We start from the raw sequence: 24125 nt of genomic DNA, 5'->3' as shown, positions 1-24125 counted from the left end.
ATTTCCTCCCGCCTACAATAGTTACTACAGAGCCCCAGCTAAAATAGCGCCCCAGTTAAAACAGGGTCCGAGTTAACAAGGAGTCTGAGTTAACAAAGAGTCCGAGTTAACAAAGAGTCTGAGTTAACAAAGAGTCCGAGTTAACAAAGAGTCTGAGTTAACAAAGAGCCTGATGAACGACCGGCTTCAGTTCTTCTCCTCAATAGTGCGCAAGTAAAACGGTGGCTGCGGGAGGCATCATGGAGTTCAAGGACTATTACGCGGCCTTAGGCGTGAGCGAATCCGCGACGCCGGAGGATATCAAGAAGGCCTACCGCAAACTGGCCCGGAAATACCACCCGGACGTCAGTAAGGAGGCCAATGCCGACGAGAAGTTCAAGGACGTGGGCGAGGCCTACGAGGTGCTCAAGGACCCAGAGAAACGGGCGGAGTACGACCATCTGCGTCAGTACGGCAGTCGGGGTGGCCAATTCGAGCCGCCGCCAGGTTGGCACAGTGCGTCCAATTTTGGTGCTGGCGGTTACACCGAAGCCGACGCGCGTCAATTCAGCGATTTTTTTGAGTCCATCTTCGGTAGTGGTGCCAGTCGCCACGGCGGCTTTGGCTTTCGGCCCAAAGGGCCGATGCGGGGAGAAGACGTTCATGCTCGCCTGGCGTTGTTCCTGGAAGAAGCCTTTCATGGTTGCGAAAAACAGGTGAGCTTTACCGTTCACGATTCGGTGGATTACTCCCACCTGAAAGCCCGCGCCAAGGCCCTGAAAGTCAAGATTCCGCCGGGCATGCGAGAAGGTCAGCATATCCGCCTCAAGGGTCAGGGCTCTCCCGGCGTGAACGGCGGTGAGTCTGGCGATCTGTTTATAGAAGTGGAACTGGCGCCCCATCCGCTGTTCACCGTGGAGGGCCGGGATATTGTGGTCACGGTGCCCGTGAGCCCCTGGGAGGCGGCGCTTGGAGCCACGGTGACCGTGCCCACCTTGGGGGGCAAGGTAAACCTGAAGTTGCCCAAGGGGGCCTCCACCGGTCGCAAGCTGCGGCTCAAGGGCAAGGGCCTGCCGGGCAAGCATCCCGGTGACCAGATGGTGCTGCTGCAGGTGGTCATGCCGCAGCAGCACAGCGAGCAGGCCGAGGCGCTGTATCAGCAACTGGCGCAGCTGGAGGGTACCTTCAATCCGCGCAGCAAACTGGGTGTGTGAGGGGGCGGCGATGAATCAGGAGGAACGGACACTGACGGTGGAGTTGGGTGATACCCAGGCCACTTTTACCCTTCGGGAGCTGTGTGAGCGGGGAGACATCCATGCGGAGTTCGTCATCAAACTGGTGAGCTACGGCGTGATCAGCCCGCTGACCGAAGGGGAGGTGCAGGAGTGGCTGTTTGATCTGCCGGCGCTGACCCGGTTGCAGAAGGCCCAGCGCCTGCAGCGGGACCTGAAACTCAACCTGCCTGGCCTGGCCATGTCTCTGGATCTGCTCGACGATGTCCAGAACCTGCGCAGGGAGGTGGATCGTCTCAATCGCCTGGTGCGCCAGTTGATGGACGAGTAGTGATGCCTATCACGACTAGGCCAGCGGCGAAACGGGGAATGGCATTTGTGTCTTTTGTTATTATCATGGCGGAACTTTTTACGGTCTGACATGATCTTAGCGTCAATTTAACAAAGGGAGCCTCTGCAGAACTCCGGACTCGCTCTGGCGTTCTGAGGTGATTCGGAGTGATTCAATGGTTCCCAAGACACAAAGGAGCGGTTATGGGTGAGGCAAATCGGCGAAAGACCACGGGACAGCCAGGCTATGATCGAGCCGGGCGGCGAAGGCTGGGGTGGCTGGCCATTGCAGTGGCGGTGGTGATCGCCATCGTCGCAGGTCTGGTGCTGATGACCCAGCCGCCGGAGAAAACCTCTGAGGCCCTGCCGGTGGCTGCGACCGAGGCGGAGCCATTTCCCGTCCATCTAGATCGTTTTGGTGTGAGCGTTGGGGCCGAGGACGCCCCGGTGGTGGTGCGCGAGTTCGCCGATTACCAGTGTCCGGCGTGTGGTCGTTTTGCCGACGCCAGTCGCCGGCTGAAGGAGGAGTACGTCGCCGCGGGCAAGGTGCGTTTCGTGTTCTTCGATCTGCCACTGCGTCAGCACCAGAACGCGATGCCCGCAGCCATGGCGGCCCGCTGCGCCGGTGATCAGGATGGCTACTGGGCGATGCACGATGCGCTGTTCGCCAAGCAGGGTGAGTGGAGCGGCACCAGCAAGCCGGTCGACATGTTTTCCCGCTACGCCTCCGAGCAGGGCCTGGACGAGCGCCGTTTCCGCCGCTGCATGACCACCGAGCTGCACCGGGAGGACATCGAAGCCAGTGTCCAGGTGGCCCAGCAGATGCGGGTGCTGAGCACCCCCACCGTACTGGTCGACAATATCCAGCTGACACGGCCGGGTTGGGGACAGCTGTCGGCGGTGGTGGAGCGGGAGTTGGCCGCGGCAGAATGAGCTTGATGGTGTAGCGGGGAATGTCCGCAAGGGCGACGCCTTGTTCGCATTATTAATGAGAAATGCTTTAACATGCAGGCCGCTCCATCCGGTGGAGGGGGCGGCTTTTTGTATGTGAGCGTCCGACTGGACGGACAGCATTTCGAATTAAGGATGTGATGATGAAATACAAGTGGTTGGCGGCTTCCCTTGCAGCGATGATGGCGGTGGGTGTTCAGGCCGAAGAGAGTGCTTCACCAAAAGGCTATCTCGGAGTAAACCTGTCCCGAATCCATGTTGATGTCGATGAGGAAGGTATCCCGAATGATTTCAAATATGGCCATCTGTCATTTCGGATTGGTGGTCGACTTAACGACTACATCGCTGTTGAGGGCCGGGGCGGCTTTGGGCTGACGGATGACTCCAGCAGCCTGGGCGGCGCGGAACTGACAGTGGAAACCAAGCGCTCCATTGGCGCCTATGTATTGGCGGGCATTCCAAACCCGACCCCAATCTATCCGTACATCATCCTGGGGTACACCGGTATCAAATCCGAGGTTAGCGTCAGCGTAGACGGCGATGAAGTGTTCAACGATGCCGGTAATGACGATGATGTGTCCTATGGCTTGGGCGCCAACATCGCGATCAACGACAAGTCCGATGTCAGCTTGGAGTACCTGACGCTCTTCAAGGACAGTGAAACGGAAGTCTCGGCCGCAACCTTGGGGCTGATGTACCGGTTTTAAGTCTGTCGAATCGCCCCGCGTCAGCCGGGGCGTTTTCCAACCTTTCTTCGATCGGTTAAAATTCGTCCGCCTTTTCACGCGGCTATTCTTTGATTAGTCCATTAACCAGTTAATCAACTAGCCGATTTATCAATTCAATGAATCGATGCTCCGGATTTACGATCCGGCTCGCAGGAGAATCCGATGACCGATGTTGTTGTGGTCTGCGCACTCTACAAGTTCGCAGTTGTTGAAGATTATGAATCCCTGCGCCAGCCCCTGCTGACGCTGATGGAACAGCAGGGCGTACGCGGCACGTTGCTGCTGGCCCGGGAAGGCATTAACGGCACCATCGCCGGCAGTCGTGAGGGCATTGACGCAATCAAGGCCTGGATTGATACCGATGCTCGTTTCGATGGCATCGACTACAAAGAATCCTTCGTGGACGATCAGCCCTTCAAGCGCACCAAGGTCAAGCTGAAAAAAGAAATCGTCACCATGGGTGTGGAGGATATTGATCCCAAACGGATTGTGGGTAGCTATGTGGAGCCGGCACAGTGGAACGCGCTGATTTCCGATCCAGAGGTGTTGTTGATTGACACCCGTAACCAGTACGAGGTGGAAATCGGTACCTTCAAGAACGCGGTCAACCCCGCTACCGATACGTTCCGCGAGTTTCCTGGCTACGTCCAACAGAACCTCGATCCGACTCGGCACAAGAAAGTGGCCATGTTCTGTACCGGTGGTATCCGTTGTGAGAAATCCACCGCCTACCTTAAAGAACAGGGCTTCGAGGAGGTCTACCACCTCAAGGGCGGAATTCTCAAGTACCTGGAAGAAGTGCCCGAGGAACAGTCGCTATGGCGCGGGGAATGCTTTGTCTTCGATGACCGGGTGACGGTCAACCATCAGCTGGAACGGGGTGCCTTTGACCAGTGTCACGCTTGCCGCCGGCCCATCACCGAGGATGACAAGCAGCGTCCTGAGTATGAGCAGGGGGTGAGCTGCCACCAGTGCATCGACTCCCTCAGCGATGCGCAGAAGGCCCGGTTTGCCGAGCGTGAGCGCCAGATCCGGTTGGCCGAACAGCGTGGCGAAACCCACGTCGGTGGCGAGGCGGCCAAGGTCATTGCCGAGCGAAAATCCCGCAAGCAGGCCGAGCGGGCGCGTCAGGCCGCCAAGAGCGCGGCAGGAGAGAAAACGCGGGTCTGATTGGTTGTCAGACCCGATTCCTCAGTCCCAGCTCGTCCGGGTAGGGGCTGAGGTATTGCTGAAGTGCCACATAGTCCACCGGCTCCCGCCGCTGGGCCATGCGCAGTAACGTCATTGGGACAATCAAGGGCAGCTCGCCCCGGTGATAGGCCTCAATCTGCTCCGTCAGCACCTGGCGGTCAGCGTCGCCCATGGAATCCCGCAGGTAGCCCATCAAATGCTGCATGGCGTTGACATGGGCCCCCCGGCTGACCTTGCAGGCCATGGCCGCCATGAACCCGCTGATATACTGCTTGGCAATCTGCTCAAGCGGCGTGCATTTCAGGTCAGCCAGCAATGGCCCCAGAGTTCGGTAGATCGCTTCGTTGTGGGCCAGCAGCTGGAATTTGTGGCGGGTGTGGAATTGGATCAGCGCCTCTGGGCTTAGGTCAGCGACGACGTTCTGCAACCAGTCGTCATAGGCGAACACCCGTTCGACGAAATTTTCCCGCAGCTGGTCATCGTGCAGACGGCCTTCTTCTTCAACCGGTAGTAGGGGGTAAGCCTGCATCAGGGCCTCGGCGAACAGACCCCTTCCGTCCCGGTGGATCAACTGCCCCTCTTCGTTATGCACTTTGATGCGTTCCATGCCGCAACTGGGGGATTTGGCCATCAGGATATAGCCCCGCAGATGGCCCAGTGACGGGACAACCTGGTCGATGACGGCCTGCATCGACTCGGTGTGATCGGCGTTGCCTTTGGCGTCGATCAGACGGAGGTTGTTGTCGATCTCGCGCAAGTGAACCGCCGGACGAGGTGTGCCCAGGCCCGCGGCCACTTCCGGGCAGGTGGGGTGAAAATCGAAATGGCGCGCCAGTACCTCGGTGCAGAATCGGGAGTGCTTGTGACCACCGTCATAGCGTACCTGTTCGCCAAGAAGGCAGGTGCTGATGCCTACGGGGATTTTGCTCACAGTGGGGGCCCTCTTCGGAGACGGTGTAAAAACGAGTGCGCCTATGACGTTTTTGCTCGTCCTCCTTCGCTCGGGTTGTGTTTTGCCTAGCTGTCTATCTGTCTATCTGTCTATCTACGTTGTGTTCGTCTAAACCGGTTTTTCAGGCCGGATAAGATGCCGTGGTCGTTCCGCCTAGGGGGCCGCGGCCGGCTCAGGAGAAAGCGCCTGCAAGATCAGCTGTCGTTGGTGCTGGAAGAACGCCTGGATGTGCTCCGCCGCAGTGGCCTTGTCCCGTTCCAGCACGGCCCGGGTGAGTCCGCTGAAGAACTGGGCGGTGCGTTTCAAGTCTTGGCGGTAGCGATCGGCACTCAGGTAATAGGTGCGGCTCACCGCTGGCTTGAAGTTGGCCAGCGCCTCGGTGAGGTAGGGATTGCCCACCACCTGACAACAGGTGTCCATCACATCAAAGCTTGCCTCCACCACCGCCAGTACATCGGCGTCGGTGGTGAGGCGGCGGGTCACCTGTTCAATCTTGGCGAGCAACAAATCCCGGTCCGATGCCTGCCAACGGTCGATCAATCGCTCCACGAGCATCTGCAGCAGGTGCATATAGACATCGTAGAGTTCTGAGGCATGTTCCGCATCGAGCCTGGTTGCGGAGGCACCCTTGCGCGGGGTGATGTCCACCAGGTGCCAGCGTTCCAGCGTGTAGAGCGCCTCTTTGACCGAGGCCCGACTGACTTTCAGCTCGCTGGCCACCTTGGCTTCATGAACCCGCTGCCCGGGGTGTATGTGGCCGGTCATGATCTGCTCGGCCAGGTAGTTGGCGATCTGTTCGGCCAACGTGTTGGGAACCTGAAATTCCATAACTGCTCTCTGAAGCGGGCCACGGTGACCCGAGTATGCGTGCTTAGGTGAGTGTAACACAGCTGGTTTTCCCCTCTTAAGGCCTTGATTTGGCGGTCCTGATGATTCCGAGTTCGATCATCTCCCGAATATTCGGTGATGTCATGGTTGACGATTGCTATATTGTAGGACAATAATGCAAATAGGGGTGACGATAAACTCACGTCACCCCCAATACCTATGAAAAGGTGGGAGTGAAGGCCGGACATGCGCCGAGCAGAACCGCCTCCCACGCCTTACTAGCAAGAAAGAGGGATGTACTGTGAGCACGAGCAACACAACCGCAAGTCAGAATCCGGCCCGCCGCCGGTTACTGCTGATCCTCAAGAAATACGCCTTTGTGATATCCATGCTGCCGTTGGCGATTCCCGCTCTGTTATTGGTCGCGGGTCAAGCGCTGGATTTGGTGAATCTGTTTGCCTGGGGGGCGCCGGTGGTGGTGTTTGTGATCATTCCGGTGCTGGATTTGTTGCTGGGACAGGACGCCCTGAATCCGGACGAGGTTGAGGAAGTCCCGGAGATGAACAAGGAGCGTTTCTACAAATTTCTCACCCTGAGCTGGGTGGTCCTGTTTGCCGCACTGCTGGTGTGGTCAATGACGTTGCTGGGCTCGGGCATGTTCAGCACCCTGGGGGCGATTGGCTGGATTTTTTCCATTGGCATTGTGGGAGGTCTGGGTATCAATGTAGCCCACGAGCTGATCCATAAGGACGAGCGCCTGGAAACCTGGGCCGGTGGCTTCCTGTTGTCCCTGGTCTGTTACGCGGGATTCAAGGTGGAGCATCTGCGTGGTCACCATGTCCATGTGTCTACGCCAGAAGATGCGTCCTCTTCCCGGTACGATCAGTCTCTCTATAATTTTCTGCCACGGGCCTATGTTCGTAATTTCCTCAATGCCTGGAAACTGGAAGCTCAACGTCTGGAGCGTAAGGGCCTCAAGCCGTTGAGCTGGCGTAACGAGCTGATCTGGTGGTATGGCATCAGTGCCCTGGCCCTGGTGGCCTTCACCGCCGCGTTCGGCTGGCTGGGCGCCGCGTTCTTCCTGGGCCAGAGCTTCGTCGCCTTCACCCTTCTGGAAATCGTCAATTACCTGGAACACTATGGCCTGCACCGTCGCAAGCTGGAGAACGGACGTTACGAGCGCACCACCCCGGAACACAGCTGGAACTCCAATTACTTCCTGACCAACGTATTCCTGTTCCATCTGCAACGCCACAGCGACCATCACGCTTACGCCAAGCGTCGCTATCAGGTGCTGCGCCATCATGACGTAGCCCCTCAGCTGCCGGCAGGTTACGCCGCCATGGTGGTACTGGCCTGTATCCCGCCCCTATGGAAGAAGGTAATGAACCCGAGGGTTAAAGCCTACTACAAGGGCGAGGAACATCAGCTGGCCTGATCCGATTTGTGGCCCCTGGTGAGAGTCTCTTCCCGGGGGGCTTGCTCCTTGATGTTTCGTTCCAAACTGTTATCGGGTTCCGGTGGGGTGGGTTTCAATCATTTCCACGGCCGTTATAATCGGGGCTTGCTCAGGATGAGCAATTCAGTCCCAGTCATAGGGACAAATCCGGAATTAGTCCCCGGGACCCTGGGTGATTAATTGGACGACGTACTTCAAGGATTGAAGACATGCCCGAGGCCAATCTCCCGACTGCGAAGGGCCTGCAGTTTACTGCCCGTGTAGGCAGCCTCCCCGCCGACCTGTTTGTGGTGGTCGCGTTCGAATTCTCTGAAGCTCTCTCTGAGCTGTTCCATGGCACCCTGGAACTGGCCAGCAGCGATCCCGGTATCGGTGCCAGCTCAAGCGCGTCCGGGGGACACACTTCAAGTCTGTCCCCCTCCCTGGACCAGATCCTCGAACAATCCGTGGAACTGGCCGTCTGGCAGGATGGCCAGCTGCTGCGCCGCTTCACCGGCGTGGTCTCCGAATTCGCCCGCGGCGACAGCGGCCACCGCCGCACCCGCTACCAGCTGGTGGTGAAGCCGCCGTTGTGGCGGCTGGGGCTGATGCACAACAGCCGTATCTTCCAGGCCCAGACCCCGGACAGCATCCTCAAGACGCTGCTGGACGAGCGCGGCATCGCCGACACGGTGTTCGACCTCAAGCGCGCCCCGCAGGAACGGGAGTACTGCGTTCAGCACTGGGAGAGCGACCTCGACTTCCTGCAGCGGTTGGCGGCGGAAGAGGGCTGGCACTTTCGCTTCGATGGAACGCAGGACAACCAACCGCTGGTGATCGCCGATCACCACGGCGACACCGTCACCTTGCCGGAGGCTAGCTACAACGCCAGCGCCGGTGGCAGCAGCCGTCAGCCGGCGGTGTTCAGGTTCAGCTACCGCGAACGGGTTCGCGCCGCCTCGGTGGCGATGAAGGACTACACTTTCCGCAATCCCGCTTACGCCCTGATGCACGAGCAGGCGGCGGCCGGCATCGATCACCAGCGCGACGACTATCAGTATTACGACTACCCCGGCCGCTTCAAGAGCGATGCCAGCGGCAGCGCCTTTAGCCAGGCCAGACTGGACGCCCTGCGCAGTGACGCCAGCGTTGCCCGTGGCAGCAGCAACCGTCCCGACCTTGCCGCAGGCGCCAAGCTGCCCCTGACCGGCCACGGCCAAGTCGACCTCAACCGGGACTGGCTGCTGACCGGCATCGTCCATACTGGCAAGCAGCCCCAGGCCCTGGAAGAGGAGGGCGGTAGCGATCCCACCACCTACCACAACAGCTTCGAGGCCATCCCGGCGGATAGGCGCTGGCGACCACAGGTGACCAACCGCCCGCTGATGGACGGCCCGCAGATCGCCATCGTCACCGGCCCGGCTGGCGAGGAGATCCACTGTGACGAGCACGGTCGCGTGAAAGTGCGTTTCCCCTGGGACCGCTACTCAATCAATGACGAGCACAGCAGCGCCTGGCTCAGAGTCAGCCAGGGTTGGGCCGGCGGCCAGTACGGCTTCATGGCGCTGCCCCGTATCGGCCATGAGGTCATCGTCAGCTTCCTCGACGGCGACCCGGATCAGCCCATCATCACCGGCCGTACCTACCACGCCACCAACACGCCGCCCTATGCACTGCCGGAGCACAAGACAAGAACGGTGCTGAAAACCCAGAGTCACAAGGGCGAGGGTAGCAACGAACTGCGCTTCGAGGACGAAGCTGAGCAGGAACAGATCTACCTCCACGCCCAGAAGGACCTGGATCTGCTCACCGAGCATGACCGCACCGAGGTCATCAAGCACGACAGCCACCTGACCGTGGCGAACGACCGCATCGGCCATATCAAAGCCAACGACCACCTCACCGTGGACGGCGAACAGCGCACCAAGATTGGCGGCGACTACAGCCTCACCGTCAACGGTAGCCACCACAGCCGACAAGGCCAGGCCCAGCTCATCGAGGCCGGCAACGAAATCCACCATAAGGCCGGCATGAAAGTCGTTATCGAGGCTGGGGCTGAAGTTACTCTCAAAGCCGGCGGCAGCTTCGTCAAAGTTGATCCCAGCGGCGTCACCGTGTCCGGGCCGATGGTGAAAATGAACTCGGGAGGATCGCCGGGGAGTGGGACGGGGGTTTCGGCACAGGTACCCAAGCAACCGGGCGTGCTTGTCGACCAGGTACAGCCGGACAATGCGTCGTCGCCGTTGGCGACAGCCGGAGTGCGCGACAATGCCAGGCCGGATGCTGCGCTGGCACCGTTGCAAACACCCTCCGGCGCGATTGCCAAACAGGCCGCCAATTTCCGTAAGGCCGCCAGGGACCAGGACACCTTCGCGGAGATCTGTTCGGCCCTTGGCGGTGAAGGGGAGGCCACAATATGAGTCAGGAATGGGCTACGGGGGCACCGCTGGCTCCGGGCGAACACCGTTACCTGGCCATAGATGGTGCCAGCCTCCCTGCGGGGATACGCGGGCTCTATGATCTGGGTATCAGCGACCCGCCTGTGCAGGTACTGGCCGATGGTGTTCACGACGCCCTGGCGCCGTTGGGACCTCTGTTACTTTCCCTGGACGACAACCCGGAGCTGACGGGCCACTGGTACCAACGTCACCCGGCCCTGGCACGGGCTGTGGTGTTCCATACCGGGATGATGCTGGAGGAATTTGCCGGGTATTTCCGGGCCCGGGTGCAGGTGCGGCTGGCGGATGGCCGTGTGGTCTGGCTAAGGCTGGCGGACGCCAACGTGGTGGCGCGCCTGGTAAACGCCGAAACGCTGTTGCCAACCGCTTTCTGGAGCCGGGTGACCGGCCTGTCCTATGGTGCGGGCCAGGCGGAGGTCCGGCATCACCAGCTCACGGTGGCACGCCTGGACTGCCAGGGTGTTGCAGGCTTTGACGGCACGGCGGCTATCCAGCCCTGCTTCCGCTTTAGCGAAGCGCTGGTCCAAGCCCTGTCCGATACCCAGGAGCAGATCACGAACGACCAACACACGGAGGTGTTATGACCGGCTGCGCCACCTGCCCACTGATGACCGCTCTGCTGCCCCTGCGCTACGCCATCGCCCCGTTGGCGTACGAAGGGCCGCTGCTTGAAAGTCTTGAACTGCCGCGATTACCGGGTCGGTTCCCGGTGCTCGAGCGCTACACTAACCTGCGCGAGCGGAACATGCACTACGTGCCCCGGCTGTTGAGGGATGGCTGGCTCTATGTCTGGATCGACTTGGAGGGCCGTCTGGCCGAGTTCCAGGTCAGCAACGGGTTGCTCGGCGAGACCGACCGGGGCGGGCCAGTCATCGACGCCCGCCGGCTTGCCTACCTGCAAGTGCCGGCGGGGGACCCGGTGTACCTGGCCTGGACCCCCAACCGCTGGTCCGATCGCCACTTCGAGACCCTGGCCAACGATGCCGGGCAGCGCCCCCGGCACATGCGCAAGGTCATCCCGGGGGCGGCTCCTCATAGTCAGGTGCTTGATGAGTCGGTATTCAACGGTTTGCCGGAAGTGATCGCCGCACCGGATTTTGACTGGTCAGGCCTGACCCCGGTGGTGCCCCATTGGCCCAACCTGGCCCGCCAGACCCAGCGGCTGGAGCAGCGGTCCGTGGCGCTGGTGGACGACCCCTGGGGCATCACCGAAGACCTGGCCGCGCTGGTCCGCCTGACCCACGACAACCAGGAGCTGTTGCGATCCCGATTTGGCGGCGAGTGGGGCCTTGCCGGCATCATCCGCGAGCTGTCCAACGGCGACCAGCAACTCAACCAGAAACTCGTCGAACTCACCGACCAGGGGCGGTTGCAACAGGCGTGGCGGGAGTCCGACACCTCCCAGGAACAGTTCGAGACCGTGATCATCGGCCTGCTGGACGCCTGGATCGAGTGGATGGGCACCCTGGACTGCGACGACGCCCCCGGCACCCTGGCCAGCGCCTGCGAAAGCCTGGACCTGGCCCGGGAAGACCATCGCACCATCTTGGCGGAAAAGTTCAGCATCAGCCTGCTGGGGCCATCCTACATGAGCCGGGGCGCGGCGGCCATCGGACGCATGATGGAACTCGATACCAGCCGCGCCCTGTGGCTGTGGCATGCCCTGCTGGGGCTGAGGGAAGTCGTGGCGCTGGGGGATCTCAAGAAGCTCGTCGAAATCACAGACCTCACCGCAGAAGCCCTGGAAGGCCTGCCCCAGGCCACCGCCGCCTTCGCCACTGCCATTAACGCCCGCCTCCACCGGCTTAGCTTCCACGCCCCGGTACCAGCCCACGAGGCCCTGTTCACCGCCCTGAGTCCGGTGGCTGCGGCGGAGCTGCAACGGGTGCCCGCCCAGATATCGGCCCTGGGCAGCGGTTTCCTGCTTGCGGCCCTGGCCCGCTCCGGCCAGCAACTGGCGGTGGAAGACGTCGACCGCGTGCAGGCCAACCAGTGGCTCAGTGAGGCTGCCAACGGCAAGCCCGCCCGCTACACCCCGGCCACCGACGCCCCGGTGCAACGTCTGTCGTTGCTACGGCTCCAGCCTGCCAATGCGGCCCATTTTACCCGCGACAATCCCTACACCTGGCGGGACGGGGCGTTGGAGAAGGCGCCGGTGCGGTCGTTGTTGGTGTTGGTGACGGGGATAAACCTAGTGCTGATGGGCAGCGAGCTTTATAAAGAAGGTAATGTTGAGTCGGGAGCGAAGTTTGGAGAAGCAATGGCTGCCGTCGCCACCGCGTATACTTCGGTCCAACACAAACTGGCGGAACTTAATTGGAGGGAGGGCTTGTCGAAAGCGGACAATCCAGCCGCCTATAGCCATGGCATTGGGGCACTTTCAGCGCTCTTCGCGTCGATAACTGCCGCCTTCGATATTATCGTCTTCGGACTCCAGGCCTTCGAATCCTGGCGCAGCGGCGACTACGATACCGCTGCCCTGGAGGTGGGGCTGGCGGGGGTGTCGGCAGGGCAACTGGCTCTGGGGGTACAGGCCTTCCGCGCCTACCGTGAGGCCCGCGCCGTGGCCCTGGGGCTGAAAGCCGCCTCCGCCGTGCGCGGCCTGTCCCGGCTGGGAGGCTGGGTGACCGCCCTGTCCATTGGCCTGACCGCCACACTGATCGGTGGGTTGGTGACCCGCTTCTATATCCAGAACACGCCCCTGGAACGCTGGCTTGCCAAGACCCGCTTCGGCATCCAACCAGCAGACTGGGCCGGGGAGTACCGCACCGAGATGGAGCGGCTCTATCAGGTGGTGTTCCCAGTGAAACTGACTTTGGAACGTTACCCCAGCCTGAACCCGCGCACCGGGGACCATGTCCAGGAATGCCTGCTGTTGTTGGAGTTGCCGGGCCAGCCGGGGTTGACCCGTAGTATGATCCACTTCGAAGGCCACGAGCGGAAACGCGTCCGCAGCTTCAGTTCCCTGGCCTGGGCCGAGGACGAGTTCCGGCGCTGGTTCACCGAGGAGGACAGGCAGAGTATGCAGGACAGCGAGTTCGAGAATTTTCCGGTGGTCTGGACCGGCAGCGACTTCGACCGCCACCAGGGCACCCGCATCGAGCCGCCCGTGGGCACCGCCGTCTACCGCCGGGTCTACCACAACAGCGATAAACCGGAGAGCATCGAAGGCGAGCTGACCTACCAGCCCCAGCCCGGCCTGGAGCTGCCACCCGTGAAGGTGAACCTGTCATGATCAAGAGTGCCAAGCAATTGTTCGACGCGGTGGGGGAAAAACTGGCGGGGCAGTTCCCCCGGCAGTTGCTCAAGGGCGACCAGCCCAGCGGTTATCGACCATCCCAGCCCGGCAGTGTCGAACTCCACACCGAGGATTACCTCACGCTGAAGACAGCCACTGCGGAGACCAAGGGGCTTCCCTCGGGAGCGGGCGCGTTTTTCTTCTCCGGCTGTGCGGCGGCTGCAGCTGTATACCTATTCGCTGGATCGCCCATCCTTGCCTTGCAAGTTCTGGCATTTGGTGCAGCGTTTTTTGCCGTCTTTTTTATTTGGGAACTCTACCGCCCCTTTCCCCTACCCATCGTGTTCAACCGCCGTACTCGGGAGATCTATTACGACCTTAACGGCAAGCTCTACCACACTCCCTGGGAGGGCATCGAGGCGGTGGCCTACGAGTATCGCAATGTCAATCAATACGCCGGCTCGATGGTGCATGGCAACCTGGAGATCATTTTGCAGCGCTTCGGTCACCCGGAAGACCGAATCGCCCTGAACATCGGCGGCCACACCTCCGGCAAGCGCCTTCAGACCCTGGTCAGCCTGTGGGAATACCTGCGGGCATACATGAACGAGGGGCCCTGGTTTGACGACCTTGGTCATCAACTTCCAGAGAAGGGGGACTTCATTGCCAAGCAGCTGGAGCGCTCGCAATTTTCCATGCGCGGCCTACTAAAGAAGGCGCAAGACGAGTTTGCACAGGAAAAGGCCGAGGGCCAAGGAATTTCGGGCAATGTGTTTTTTGGATTGGTGTCGGCCTACGCGTTTCATCCCGTATGGTTTACTGCCGATGTCACCTACAAGATTTGCCGAAGCCGCTCCCACAATCAATGGCCGGAGGTGGTGCAGGAGCGTATGCGGCCCGATGGCCCCACCACCCAATTGGCGGATATCGAGGAAGGCTACGCCGAGGCCGAGAAAGAACGCTGGGCCCACCTGCCTAGAAATTGAAGCAGCCCATGCTGGCGGGTAGAGGATGACCTGGCCGCTGACGCCGGTCGCCCTGTCCGTTAGCGAAGGCAGACCGAATTTCGTAAGATGCGGTTTCCGTTAGCCAGGCCAAGGATTCAGCAGGGCGGCGCAAACCTGGCCATACTTTCGGTTATCGGCTCACCCTCAACGTCTGAAAAGGACTGACTCGTTGAAAACCCTAAACATCATCAAATACGTTTTCTCCCTCATTGGCCTCGGCATGCTGGTGGGTGCCTATTTTCTCTACAGCAACACCGCGTCATTTCTTGAGCAGGCCGTCACCGCCGAAGGGGAAGTGGTGGAACTGGTCCGGTCCCGATCCAGCGATTCGGTTTCCTACTACCCCGTGGTGGTGTTCCAGGATGACGATGGCCGGCAGGTGGAGTTCAAATCCAACACCGGCTCCAATCCGCCATCGTACAACCGGGGTGAGCGAGTGTCGGTGTTGTACGAGACCTCAAACCCGGAGGGGGCCCGCATCAATGGCTTCTTTTCGCTGTGGGGTGGGGCGGTGATTGTGGGTGTGCTGGGGTTGGTATTCGCAACCGTTGGCGGTGGCATGGTGCTGGCGGGCGTATTGAAACGGCGCTCCCGGGACTATCTCAAGCACAAAGGGGTGCAGATTCACGCGACGTTGCAGGGCGTGGAGCGCAACACCGGGCTCAAGGTCAACGGCCGCAGCCCCTATCGCATCGTGTGCCAATGGCAACATCCGCAGACTTCGGAAATTCACGTGTTCCACAGCGACAACCTGTGGTTTGATCCAACCGATCATATCCAGGGTGACACCGTGCCGGTGCTGGTGGATGAGACCAACCTGAAGCGGTATTGGGTAGACACCTCGTTCCTGCCGCAGCTGGCCAGCTGATCGCCCGCGCTTTTTGCTCTCTAATCTTCCAGCACCAGAACGATCAGTTCCTTGGGGCCATGGACCCCGTAGGCCAGGGTCTGCTCGATGTCCGCGGTCTTGGACGGCCCTGAAATGAGCAAGGCGTTGGTGGGCATGCCCTTGGCCCAGCCCTGGGCGCGAAGGGCTTCCAGAAAGGTGCCGTAGAGTTCGGCGGCCTCTAGCACGGCAATGTGCACCGGCGGCACCAGGCTCATCAGCCGGGGTTCGTCGGTGGTGGGCCAGAGGATCAGCGAGCCGGTTTCGGCAATGCCGCCGCGGGTGGAGGTCAGGCTGGCGTCCACCTCAGTGAACAGCTCCCGCTGCCAGTTTTCCACCGGGCGGTCGTAGTACAGCAACTCCGGCAAGCCCGGCTGGCGGGCATCGCGAACCGCCTGACCAATCGGGTGCACCCCGGGAATCAGCAGGTTGCGTGCCCTGCGGGCCTGCAGCACTTCGGCCAGGCGCTCCAGCCAGTCGTTGCGGTGCACCCGGTGAACCTCCCCGTGTACGGACTCCAGGGTCTGTTCAAACTGCTGCAGCCGTTCCGCTTGCGACGCCTTGCCCCGATCCAGTACGGAATAATCGCACTCTGGCATCGCCAGGGTGTGACCGCGGCGGTGTTTGAGCCGCTGCAGAATCTGTTCGCGAGCGCTCATGGCCGTTCATCCCTCATTCGTTCATGGAGACTGCGGCGAGCCAGCCGGGGTGCCGTGCGGTAATCGGTCCAGGCCCCGAGTTTGCGGGGCTGCAGAATGCGCAACCGCACCGCCATCCCCGTGGCCCAGCGGTACATCGCCGGGCGGGTATGGAGCCAGCGCCAGAGTTTCCAGGCCAGGGCTTCGGATTTGCTGCGCTTGCTGCCATGGCCGCGCACCCGGCCAGGGTGCAAATGGTCGCCATCCACCGACTCCTGGCGTAACCGAACCAGCAGGTCCGGGATGGGAATGCGCACCGGGCAGACTTCGGCGCAGGCCCCGCACAGGCTGGAGGCGCTGGGCAGGTGTCGGGTTTCGTCCAGCCCCAGCAGATGGGGCATGAGGATCTTGCCAATCGGGCCGGGGTAGGTGGTGCCGTAGGCATGCCCGCCCACCCGGGTGTACACCGGACAATGGTTCATGCAGGCGCCGCAGCGGATGCAACGCAGGGTATCCAGCAATTCGTCGTCCTGGTAAATCGTGGAGCGGCCGTTGTCCACCAGCACCACGTGCACCTCCTCCGGGCCGTCCAGTTCATCTGGCTGGCGGGGAGCGGAGATCAGGTTGAAGTAGGTGGTGATGTGCTGGCCGGTGGCCGAGCGGGTGAGCAGGGCAAGCAGGGCGGCGACGTCGTCCATGCTGGCCACCACCTTCTCGATCCCGGTCACTGCGATGTGGCAGGCCGGAACCGTGGTGGTCATGCGGCCATTGCCTTCGTTCTCCACCAGACACAGGGTGCCGGTCTCGGCGACCGCGAAATTTACGCCCGACACACCCACATCCGCCAGCATGAACTTTTCCCGCAACTGGGCCCGGGCGCTGGCGGTCAGGTATTCCACGTCGTCGGAGCGGTCAGTGCCGGTCTTGTGGTGCAGCAGTTCGGAGATTTCGCCGGTGTTCTTGTGAATGGCCGGCATGATGATGTGGGAGGGCGTTTCTTCGGCCAACTGGACGATGTACTCCCCCAGGTCCGATTCCAACGCCTCGATGCCATGCTCCGCCAGGTAGTCGTTCAGCTCCATCTCCTCGGACACCATGGATTTGCCCTTGATGACCCGTCGGACGTGGCGTGCCGCGCAGATGTTGCCCACTATGTGGCAGGCCTCGTCGGCGTCGTTGGCCCAGTGTACCTGGATGCCATTGGCAATCAGCTGCTGCTCAAGCTGCACCAGCAGTTCCGGCAGCTGGGCAAGGGCGCGTTGACGAACGTTGGCGCCGAGGGTTCTCAGGGCCTCCACATCCCAGCCCTCAAAGGCGGCCCGCCGTTTGCTCATCAACCCATCCATCGCCCTGCGGAAGTTTCGGCGGATCTGGGGGTTGTGAATCGCCGCCCGGGCCCGGGGGTGGAACTCCCGCACGGCATCACGGTGGGTGTGTTGGGAGGCGGGACCGAGGCTCATGGCTCTTGCTCCCCGGCGTGGTGTGGTGGCGGCCCTTGGGTGCGCTCCCAGAGAAAACTGAGAATGTGCTTGCCGCTGAGTGGTTGTTGGGCCTTGTCGGCGTAGCCGACCATGTTCATCAGGCAGCCGCAGTCGGTGGTGACGAATTCCCGCGCCCCGGTATCGACGATGGCCTCCACCTTCTCGCTGACCATGGCCCCGGAAATGGCCGGGTGCCGAACCGCGAAGGTGCCACCAAAACCGCAGCATTCCTCAGCCCGCACTTGCTCGGCCAGGGTGACATTCTGCAGTTGCCCCAGCAAGGTCGGGCCAACGTCGGCCAGCCCCAGTTCACGGCGGGCCGAACAGGAGGTATGCAGGGCCACTGTGGTGGGCTTGCCAAGGTCCTCCAGTTTGATGTTGCACACATTGAGCAGGAAATCGGTCAGCTCCCAGACTCTGGCAGCCACCGACAGGGCCTGCTGTAGTTGCGGCGTATCGCGAAACAGTTGGGGGTAGTGCTTGCGCATCATGCCGCCGCAGGACCCAGAGGGCACGACAATGGGCCAGTCCTCTGGAAACAGCTTCAGTTGCGCTGCCGCGACGGCGCGGGCCTCGTCGTGATAGCCCGAGGTGTAGGCGGGCTGGCCGCAGCAAGTCTGCCCCTGGGGGAACTGCACCTCAATGCCTTCCCGTTGCAACAGTTTGATCCCCGCCAGCCCGGCTTCGGGGTAAAACAGGTCGACCAGGCAGGTGCCGAAAAAATACACCCTGGCGGGTTTCGGTGGATACATTTTGATCGGATCAGCCATGGCAAGATCCTGCTGCGCGTGGTTGTTCAGGCTTCTTACACAACCTTATGCAGCGGAAGTTGGGCTGTCCAGCCCAACTTTAGTGCAGCGACAGTAGAAATTACTCGAGGGTAATACGCGGGGTGTTTTTGCTGAGGATCTGCTCGCCGATGCCACGCACATTGGTCAGTTCGGCCTCGCTCTGGAACGGGCCATGGTTTTCACGGTAAGCAACGATGGCGCGGGCCTTGCTCTCGCCGATGCCCTCCAGCGCACGCAGCTCCTCCACCGTGGCGGTATTGATATTGATCGGATGGTCGGTCATCTCCGGCTCGGCGTGAGCAAGGCCGGTGAATAGGCACAATACCAGGCACAAAGTGGCCAACAGCGAATTACGGGTCATACAAAGTCTCCTGAATAGAATTGGTACGGGCGTCAGCGCGACCCAAGTCTGAGGAGGGCTGTATCCTTCAGTGGAGGGGGATCTGGGAGAAATGCTCGGCGAATAGAACCACCAGAAAGGGGGCTCGGACAGGATCACTGTCCCTGTGTTCCTTATCCGTAGCCAACCAAACGCCTGTTCCTTCAGGCCTAGCCAATCCTTGGCCATCATCCCTGTTGACCCACATCCTGTGAGTCAGTCCTTTCATCCTTGAACCTGCGTCCTTGCAGGCATGTCATCCCTGACAATTGCTATTCTACGGATACGGGGCTTGGGGCAAACAGGACATTGCTGATTGGCCGTGTGCGATTTGGCTTACAACGCTGTAATCCTATCGCCTGCAAATGAGAGTGATTTGCCTTTAATTGGTCGATGCGGCTTTAGTGGGTCAATGCCCGCAGCAGGTCGGCACCGCTCCAGCTGCGCCGTTGCTGCTCACACTCACGCACCAGCTCGGTCAGGCGCGCGTTGATCGGGGCCTGTTGCCCCAGCGAACCGGCCAGGCGTACCACTTCACCATTGATCCAGTCCACCTCGGTCGGGCGGCCAGCTTCCAGGTCTTCCCACATGGAGGAACGGGCCAGGGGGTCGATGGCCAGCATCGTTCGCGCCAACCGGGTAAACAGCCAGTCTGGTAGCCGCATGACCTTGGGAATCAGTGCCATCGGCACACCGGTCAGCTTGACCAACGGCATCTTGGCGTCCTTCAGTAACGCCAGGGTTTCTTCCTGCGCCAGCGCCAGACAGCGCCGGTAATCCCGCTGCGACAGCTCCTTCAGCAGCGGCACTCCGCTCAGGGCATTGATAGGGTTATTCAGGTTGAGCAGCAGCTTGGACCACATCACCGACAGCATGTCGTCGCGCAGCTCCAGCGGCAGTCCAGCCTGAATGAATCGGGGTAGCAGGGCGGTCAGTGCCGAGTGGCGCGCGGTCATCAGGTGCCCCTCGGTGCCGTGGTGAAAATGACCGGGGCTCTTCTGCAGCACATTGAACGGCACCATGCCCGCCAGCACATCGGCACCAGGCATCACCGACCGCAACCGTTCGGCGTTGGAAATGCCGTTCTGCAGGCTGATCACCGGCGTACCGGGCCGCACATGCTCGGCCAAGGCCCGCCCCGCCTCCTCGGTGGCGGCCGACTTCACCGTCACCAACACCAGATCGGCCTGGGCGGCTGCCTCCGGGGTGGTCACGTATTGGCCCTCGCTGAGGTAGGCCTCGTACTGGAAGCCCTCGTAATCCGTGGCCCGCAGTGGATGCGCTTTGAGCACCTGTTGCATCCGTGGCCGCCCGACGAAGGTGACGTCAACATCCGCCGACATCAGTCGGGCACCCAGGTAGCAGCCCACGCTACCGGCACCGAAGATGACCACGCGGGGTGGTTTGGGGGAGGTTTCCATAGGCCTGTGTCTCCGTTTTTTTACCGACTCTACCGGGGTTTAGGGGGTTGTCAATGTTGTGGCGTGGAGCCTGTGGCTGGGTCCGCTCTGGCGGCAGCCCGATGGGTGACACGGCACGCCCATTGCCGTGCAACGGTTCGTTTACGAATTTTTTCAATGACCTAGGGGGCGAGGTAAAGACTTTGCGCTAATGTGTAGCTAAACAAGATGGAACGAATTGCTGTCAGTTAAGGATGACGGATGGACTACTCCCCGGTTCTTCAGCCTGTTTTTAACGCCCTCTGGTATCTGATTCCCCTTGCCATCCTAGCAGGCGTGATCAAGTCGCCCTGGTTCAAGGGCAAGATGGGTGAATTCCTCGTCAATGCTTCCGCTCGCCTGTTTCTCGACAAGAACCGCTACCACCTGATCAAGAACGTCACCCTGCCCACCGAAGGCGGCACCACCCAGATCGACCACATCATCGTTTCCCAATACGGGGTGTTTGTGGTGGAAACCAAGAACATGAAGGGGTGGATCTTTGGCAGTGCCAATCAGCGGTATTGGACGCAGAAGATCTATAAGTACTCGCAGAAGTTTCAGAATCCGCTGCATCAGAACTACAAGCATGTGAAGACGTTGCAGAGCTTGTTGGGGTTGGGGGATCAGCAGGTGCATTCGTTGGTGGTGTTTGTGGGGGATTCGACGTTTAAGACGGAGATGCCGGGGAATGTGACGCAGGGTGGGGGATATATTCGGTTTATTAAGTCGCATTCGGAGGTGGTGCTTTCTGAGGGTGAGGTTAGGGAGGTTGTTGAGAGGGTTGAGTCTGGGCGATTGGCTGCTTCATTTCGGACTAATCGGGAGCATGTGGCGCATGTTAGGGAGATTGTGGCGAGGAAGGAGAGGGAGCCTCGGTGTCCTAAGTGCGAGGGGGAGATGGTGAAGCGGGTTGTTAAGCGTGGGGAGAATGTTGGGGAGGAGTTTTGGGGGTGTAAGGGGTTTCCTGGGTGTCGAGGGGTGGTTGATTCGGCGTTTTTGTGATGATGACGAATCGTCGTTATTACAGTTCAGGGTGTTGTTGGGTCTGTAGGTATTTGTTTTTATTTAATGATTTTCATGGAGTGCTTCGGGGGATGAGCATTATGCCGCGTTCGGTATTTTTGCAATAACGAAGCGTTCCATCTAATACGCTTTAAAGGTCGTGCTGCGCACGACCATTAAATGCTTAGGTGTTAGGCATCTTCAAAAGGACGTGCATGAGCGGACATATTAAAAAAATAGACTCGATAAAAGGTATGGCTGTCTATGATGATTTTCAGTGGTCATCATCCGTGCGAGATACTGGGAATAATATCGCAGAATTTAAAAGCCTAAATATTCTGTATGGACGCAACTATTCTGGAAAAACAACTCTTTCTCGAATCCTTCGAGCTTTAGAAACCGGTTGTATCTCAGAGAAATATAGTTCACCCGAGTTTCGGGTGTCTTTTGATGGTGGCAGCACTGCGACGCAGAATTCACTAAGAAATCATGGTCAAGTTGTTCGGGTTTTCAATGAAGACTTTGTCCGGGACAATCTACGTTTCATTGTTGATGATGAACATTCCATCAATTCTTTCGCTATATTAGGGGAAGACAATACAAAGCTTGAGGAAGAAATTGAGAAGCTTGAAGCCGAACTTGGCAACGAAGAGGATAAGTCTGGTCTGCTGGGGGAGTTCCTCGGTGCTGAGGAGAGTTTCAAAAAAGCCCGAAAATACCATGACGACAAGTCGTCAGAATTGGAACGAAAGTTACGTGATAAAGCCAATAAGTCAGGCACCGGAATCAAACATAATAAAGCGTTTGGTGATGCCAACTACAATGTTTCTAAAATAAAGGCAGACATCTCGGATGTTACCAAAGACACTTACTCTCCGATTTCTGATGAGCAAGTAGGCAATTTTCATGACCTCCTCAGAGAAGAACCCAAATCAGAAATCCCTGAATCAACGACTTTCAATCTCCAATGCTCTGTAATAGCTTCAAAGGCTAAAGATTTAATCGGAAAAAAGATTCAGGCATCTGAACCAATTCAGGAGTTGCTAAACGATGCGGCTCTGGCAACGTGGGTAAGGACTGGTCGGGGCCACCATCAAGAGAAGAGAGATAAGTGCGCATTTTGTGGCAGCGACCTTCCTGAAGATTTGTGGGAGAAGCTGGACAAGCATTTTAATCAGGAGTCTGAAGACCTTCGTCAAGAGCTGGAAGCCCTGCTTGGATCGATTGAAAGTGAGCGATCCAGAGTCCCTAATCTAATGAAAGTCAAAAACTCGGATTTCTACACTAACTACACGGCCGACTTAGATTCGCTGACAGAACAGTTGTCGACCCTATCAACGTCTTACATTGAGAGCCTGGATTCCATAAGAAAACAGATCAAAAAACGAAGAGATGACATCTTTAAACCTCTTGAATTCAATGAACCTCAGTCGGTTGAAAAAGATTTGAATGCGGTCAGGGATTTGTATGAGCAACTCAGAAACGAATCCAACCAGCTTACAGCTTCACTAAGCTCTGACCAATCTGAAGCTCGTGCGGCTCTCCGCCTCCATGAAGTTTTTACATTCATAACAGACATAAAGTATGAAGAAGAGAATAAGTCCATTGAATCACTGAATGAGGCCATGGGCTTAGCGGAGAAGACTAGAAACTTCGCAAAAGAAAATGTTAATAAAAAACGAGAGAAAATAGCTGAATTGAAGGCTCATCTAAAAGATGAAAGCAAGGGAGCTGACCGTGTAAATGATTATTTGAATAATTTCTTCGGTCATCAAAATCTTTCACTCAAAGCCATTGAAGCAAATCCCGGGAACGCATCATCTGGATACCGATTTGAGGTAACCAGAAATGATAAAAAAGCATTCCACCTCAGTGAGGGCGAATGTAGTTTGATAGCCTTCTGTTACTTCATGGCTAAACTTGAAGACATAGAAACTAAAGGCAATCAGCCGATTATCTGGGTTGATGATCCTATCTCCAGCTTGGATGCAAATCATATCTTTTTTGTCTACAGCCTTATTAATTCCGAGATCGTAACGCCGGAGAAATATGAAGATAGCGGTGAGATAAAAGAGCGTGATCGTTTCAAACAGCTTTTTATTTCAACTCACAACTTGGATTTTTTAAAGTATTTGAAGCGACTTCCCGGTGCTTTGAATAAAAACAAATCTCAATATTTTATCATCACACGAACAGATCAAGTCAGTGATATCAAGTTGATGCCTCGATACCTGAAAGACTACGTCACAGAGTTCAACTTCCTGTTTCACCAAATTTATAGGTGTGCCCATGCCCAGATAGATGGTGATGAAAATCATGATTGCTACTACAACTTCGGGAACAATACTCGGAAGTTCCTAGAGGCGTTTTTGTACTACAAGTATCCAAATGCAGTGGAAAAAGATGACAAATTGGCGCGCTTTTTTGGAGATGATGCATTGGCTGCGTCATTAACGGATCGCATCAATAATGAATTCTCACATTTGGCGGGTGTCTTTGAGAGAAGTGTTTTGCCAATTGATGTTCCTGAGATGAAGACAACGGCGAATTTTATATTACGGAAAATTAAAGAAAAAGATCCAGACCAGTATTCAGCGTTACTTCAAAGTATTGGGGTAGAACATGCCTAACAAAAGCATGTTGTCGAACTGGTTTACCGCTGCGCTCCAAGCCAGCCGAAAATGCGAGCGTTAAATGTCTTGGGTCAGGGAGGGGCTCTCTTGGCGAATCGTGAAGACATGATGAAATGGATTGTTGAGTGTTTAAAAGCACGCGGGGGCTCTGGCTGGCCAAAAGAAATTGCTAAAGATCTTTGGGATCACTATGAATCAGAAATAAGAGCTTCCGGAGACTTAGTCTATTCCTGGCAGTACGATGCCAGGTGGGCCGCACAGAAATTGCGAGATACTGGTGTCTTAAAGCCCGTTTATGGCCGAACGGATCGACCATGGGAATTGGCTTAACCATTACAGTGATGAAAAGTAAGAAAATCGGAAAAGATCTGCTTTCTCCGGAATCACCTGGAAAACCGGGACAGATTTATTTTTCGGTTAGGGAAGCTCTGAATAACCGCTGATTTTTGCCGATCTTGGTTTTAGCCGGCAAAAATCGAAGATTCAGACGCTATTCTCCCGTTATTTGTGTGTTTTTTTGCCCCTCTCCCGCCATCTTGA

Annotated in this window: 21 protein-coding genes; 14 read left to right on the top strand and 7 right to left on the bottom strand. The window is 58.3% G+C overall.

The genetic code is table 11. The features are described 5' to 3' along the window. The first annotated feature begins 239 nt into the window (after positions 1 to 239). From N6L25_RS13645 to trhO, 5 genes are all read left to right on the top strand, one after another. Positions 240 to 1193, top strand: coding sequence for a DnaJ C-terminal domain-containing protein (locus N6L25_RS13645; protein WP_271981302.1), 954 nt, complete (start codon positions 240 to 242; stop codon positions 1191 to 1193). Positions 1194 to 1203: 10 nt separating this feature from the next. Further along, positions 1204 to 1542, top strand: coding sequence for a chaperone modulator CbpM (locus tag N6L25_RS13640; RefSeq protein WP_271981300.1), 339 nt, complete (start codon positions 1204 to 1206; stop codon positions 1540 to 1542). 203 nt (positions 1543 to 1745) lie between these two features. Beyond that, a complete protein-coding gene (locus N6L25_RS13635; protein WP_271981298.1) occupies positions 1746 to 2474 on the top strand; it encodes a DsbA family protein in 729 nt (242 codons plus the stop codon). Between the two features lie 161 nt (positions 2475 to 2635). Beyond that, positions 2636 to 3199, top strand: coding sequence for a porin family protein (locus tag N6L25_RS13630; RefSeq protein WP_271981296.1), 564 nt, complete (start codon positions 2636 to 2638; stop codon positions 3197 to 3199). A gap of 183 nt (positions 3200 to 3382) precedes the next feature. Beyond that, complete coding sequence (trhO, locus tag N6L25_RS13625; RefSeq protein WP_271981294.1) at positions 3383 to 4390, top strand: oxygen-dependent tRNA uridine(34) hydroxylase TrhO; 1008 nt, start codon at positions 3383 to 3385, stop codon at positions 4388 to 4390. A gap of 7 nt (positions 4391 to 4397) precedes the next feature. Here trhO and N6L25_RS13620 read toward each other — a convergent pair whose 3' ends face one another. Beyond that, positions 4398 to 5342 (bottom strand): YbgA family protein, encoded by a 945-nt coding sequence (locus N6L25_RS13620; protein WP_271981292.1) that lies wholly within the window; start codon positions 5340 to 5342, stop codon positions 4398 to 4400. Between the two features lie 174 nt (positions 5343 to 5516). Further along, the gene (locus tag N6L25_RS13615) at positions 5517 to 6191 is read right to left on the bottom strand and encodes a GntR family transcriptional regulator (protein ID WP_271981289.1); all 675 of its coding nucleotides are present in this window, start codon (positions 6189 to 6191) and stop codon (positions 5517 to 5519) included. Between the two features lie 388 nt (positions 6192 to 6579). On the opposite strand from N6L25_RS13615, the gene N6L25_RS13610 reads away from it, so the two are divergent. From N6L25_RS13610 to N6L25_RS13585, 6 genes are all read left to right on the top strand, one after another. Further along, positions 6580 to 7629: an alkane 1-monooxygenase gene (locus tag N6L25_RS13610; RefSeq protein ID WP_271981550.1), complete on the top strand. Its 1050-nt coding sequence runs from the start codon at positions 6580 to 6582 to the stop codon at positions 7627 to 7629. Positions 7630 to 7859: 230 nt separating this feature from the next. Then, positions 7860 to 10049, top strand: coding sequence for a type VI secretion system Vgr family protein (locus tag N6L25_RS13605; RefSeq protein WP_271981287.1), 2190 nt, complete (start codon positions 7860 to 7862; stop codon positions 10047 to 10049). Next, positions 10046 to 10672, top strand: coding sequence for a DUF4123 domain-containing protein (locus N6L25_RS13600; protein ID WP_271981286.1), 627 nt, complete (start codon positions 10046 to 10048; stop codon positions 10670 to 10672). Before N6L25_RS13605 ends, N6L25_RS13600 begins: the two co-directional genes overlap by 4 nt. Next, positions 10669 to 13323: a toxin VasX gene (locus tag N6L25_RS13595; protein WP_271981284.1), complete on the top strand. Its 2655-nt coding sequence runs from the start codon at positions 10669 to 10671 to the stop codon at positions 13321 to 13323. The genes N6L25_RS13600 and N6L25_RS13595 overlap by 4 nt, the downstream gene beginning before the upstream one ends. Then, positions 13320 to 14312 carry a DUF6708 domain-containing protein gene (locus N6L25_RS13590; protein WP_271981282.1) on the top strand — a complete coding sequence of 331 codons (993 nt, stop codon included), beginning with the start codon at positions 13320 to 13322 and terminating at the stop codon, positions 14310 to 14312. The genes N6L25_RS13595 and N6L25_RS13590 overlap by 4 nt, the downstream gene beginning before the upstream one ends. A gap of 190 nt (positions 14313 to 14502) precedes the next feature. Continuing rightward, a complete protein-coding gene (locus tag N6L25_RS13585; RefSeq protein ID WP_271981280.1) occupies positions 14503 to 15201 on the top strand; it encodes a DUF3592 domain-containing protein in 699 nt (232 codons plus the stop codon). A gap of 20 nt (positions 15202 to 15221) precedes the next feature. On the opposite strand, the gene N6L25_RS13580 is transcribed toward N6L25_RS13585, so the two are convergent. From N6L25_RS13580 to N6L25_RS13560, 5 genes are all read right to left on the bottom strand, one after another. After that, complete coding sequence (locus N6L25_RS13580; RefSeq protein ID WP_271981278.1) at positions 15222 to 15878, bottom strand: LutC/YkgG family protein; 657 nt, start codon at positions 15876 to 15878, stop codon at positions 15222 to 15224. Next, positions 15875 to 17317, bottom strand: coding sequence for a LutB/LldF family L-lactate oxidation iron-sulfur protein (locus N6L25_RS13575; RefSeq protein WP_271981276.1), 1443 nt, complete (start codon positions 17315 to 17317; stop codon positions 15875 to 15877). Before N6L25_RS13575 ends, N6L25_RS13580 begins: the two co-directional genes overlap by 4 nt. After that, positions 17314 to 18108 (bottom strand): (Fe-S)-binding protein, encoded by a 795-nt coding sequence (locus N6L25_RS13570; protein WP_271981274.1) that lies wholly within the window; start codon positions 18106 to 18108, stop codon positions 17314 to 17316. The genes N6L25_RS13575 and N6L25_RS13570 overlap by 4 nt, the downstream gene beginning before the upstream one ends. 100 nt (positions 18109 to 18208) lie before the next feature. Continuing rightward, positions 18209 to 18490 carry a ComEA family DNA-binding protein gene (locus N6L25_RS13565; protein ID WP_271981272.1) on the bottom strand — a complete coding sequence of 94 codons (282 nt, stop codon included), beginning with the start codon at positions 18488 to 18490 and terminating at the stop codon, positions 18209 to 18211. A gap of 419 nt (positions 18491 to 18909) precedes the next feature. Then, positions 18910 to 19929: a 2-dehydropantoate 2-reductase gene (locus tag N6L25_RS13560; RefSeq protein ID WP_271981270.1), complete on the bottom strand. Its 1020-nt coding sequence runs from the start codon at positions 19927 to 19929 to the stop codon at positions 18910 to 18912. A gap of 240 nt (positions 19930 to 20169) precedes the next feature. On the opposite strand from N6L25_RS13560, the gene N6L25_RS13555 reads away from it, so the two are divergent. From N6L25_RS13555 to N6L25_RS13545, 3 genes are all read left to right on the top strand, one after another. Then, a complete protein-coding gene (locus N6L25_RS13555) occupies positions 20170 to 20952 on the top strand; it encodes a nuclease-related domain-containing protein (RefSeq protein ID WP_271981268.1) in 783 nt (260 codons plus the stop codon). Positions 20953 to 21167: 215 nt separating this feature from the next. After that, entirely contained in the window at positions 21168 to 23582 is a 2415-nt protein-coding gene (locus tag N6L25_RS13550) for an AAA family ATPase (protein ID WP_271981266.1), read from the top strand. 90 nt (positions 23583 to 23672) lie between these two features. Next, the gene (locus N6L25_RS13545) at positions 23673 to 23915 is read left to right on the top strand and encodes a hypothetical protein (RefSeq protein ID WP_271981264.1); all 243 of its coding nucleotides are present in this window, start codon (positions 23673 to 23675) and stop codon (positions 23913 to 23915) included. Positions 23916 to 24125: the final 210 nt, after the last annotated feature.

The organism is Marinobacter sp. SS21 (genome assembly GCF_028369065.1).
Lineage (GTDB): Bacteria > Pseudomonadota > Gammaproteobacteria > Pseudomonadales > Oleiphilaceae > Marinobacter.
This window is presented reverse-complemented; position numbering and strand designations above follow the sequence as displayed.

Excerpts from the sequence above, each read along its gene's own strand:
- N6L25_RS13610 (WP_271981550.1), top strand. The coding sequence starts at position 6,580 with ATGCTGCCGTTGGCGATTCCCGCTCTGTTATTGGTCGCGGGTCAAGCG.
- N6L25_RS13640 (WP_271981300.1), top strand. The coding sequence starts at position 1,204 with ATGAATCAGGAGGAACGGACACTGACGGTGGAGTTGGGTGATACCCAG.
- N6L25_RS13630 (WP_271981296.1), top strand. The coding sequence starts at position 2,636 with ATGAAATACAAGTGGTTGGCGGCTTCCCTTGCAGCGATGATGGCGGTG.
- trhO (WP_271981294.1), top strand. The coding sequence starts at position 3,383 with ATGACCGATGTTGTTGTGGTCTGCGCACTCTACAAGTTCGCAGTTGTT.
- N6L25_RS13560 (WP_271981270.1), bottom strand. The coding sequence starts at position 19,929 with ATGGAAACCTCCCCCAAACCACCCCGCGTGGTCATCTTCGGTGCCGGT.
- N6L25_RS13635 (WP_271981298.1), top strand. The coding sequence starts at position 1,746 with ATGGGTGAGGCAAATCGGCGAAAGACCACGGGACAGCCAGGCTATGAT.
- N6L25_RS13600 (WP_271981286.1), top strand. The coding sequence starts at position 10,046 with ATGAGTCAGGAATGGGCTACGGGGGCACCGCTGGCTCCGGGCGAACAC.
- N6L25_RS13580 (WP_271981278.1), bottom strand. The coding sequence starts at position 15,878 with ATGAGCGCTCGCGAACAGATTCTGCAGCGGCTCAAACACCGCCGCGGT.
- N6L25_RS13615 (WP_271981289.1), bottom strand. The coding sequence starts at position 6,191 with ATGGAATTTCAGGTTCCCAACACGTTGGCCGAACAGATCGCCAACTAC.
- N6L25_RS13565 (WP_271981272.1), bottom strand. The coding sequence starts at position 18,490 with ATGACCCGTAATTCGCTGTTGGCCACTTTGTGCCTGGTATTGTGCCTA.
- N6L25_RS13595 (WP_271981284.1), top strand. The coding sequence starts at position 10,669 with ATGACCGGCTGCGCCACCTGCCCACTGATGACCGCTCTGCTGCCCCTG.
- N6L25_RS13575 (WP_271981276.1), bottom strand. The coding sequence starts at position 17,317 with ATGAGCCTCGGTCCCGCCTCCCAACACACCCACCGTGATGCCGTGCGG.
- N6L25_RS13570 (WP_271981274.1), bottom strand. The coding sequence starts at position 18,108 with ATGGCTGATCCGATCAAAATGTATCCACCGAAACCCGCCAGGGTGTAT.
- N6L25_RS13590 (WP_271981282.1), top strand. The coding sequence starts at position 13,320 with ATGATCAAGAGTGCCAAGCAATTGTTCGACGCGGTGGGGGAAAAACTG.
- N6L25_RS13550 (WP_271981266.1), top strand. The coding sequence starts at position 21,168 with ATGAGCGGACATATTAAAAAAATAGACTCGATAAAAGGTATGGCTGTC.
- N6L25_RS13645 (WP_271981302.1), top strand. The coding sequence starts at position 240 with ATGGAGTTCAAGGACTATTACGCGGCCTTAGGCGTGAGCGAATCCGCG.
- N6L25_RS13605 (WP_271981287.1), top strand. The coding sequence starts at position 7,860 with ATGCCCGAGGCCAATCTCCCGACTGCGAAGGGCCTGCAGTTTACTGCC.
- N6L25_RS13555 (WP_271981268.1), top strand. The coding sequence starts at position 20,170 with ATGGACTACTCCCCGGTTCTTCAGCCTGTTTTTAACGCCCTCTGGTAT.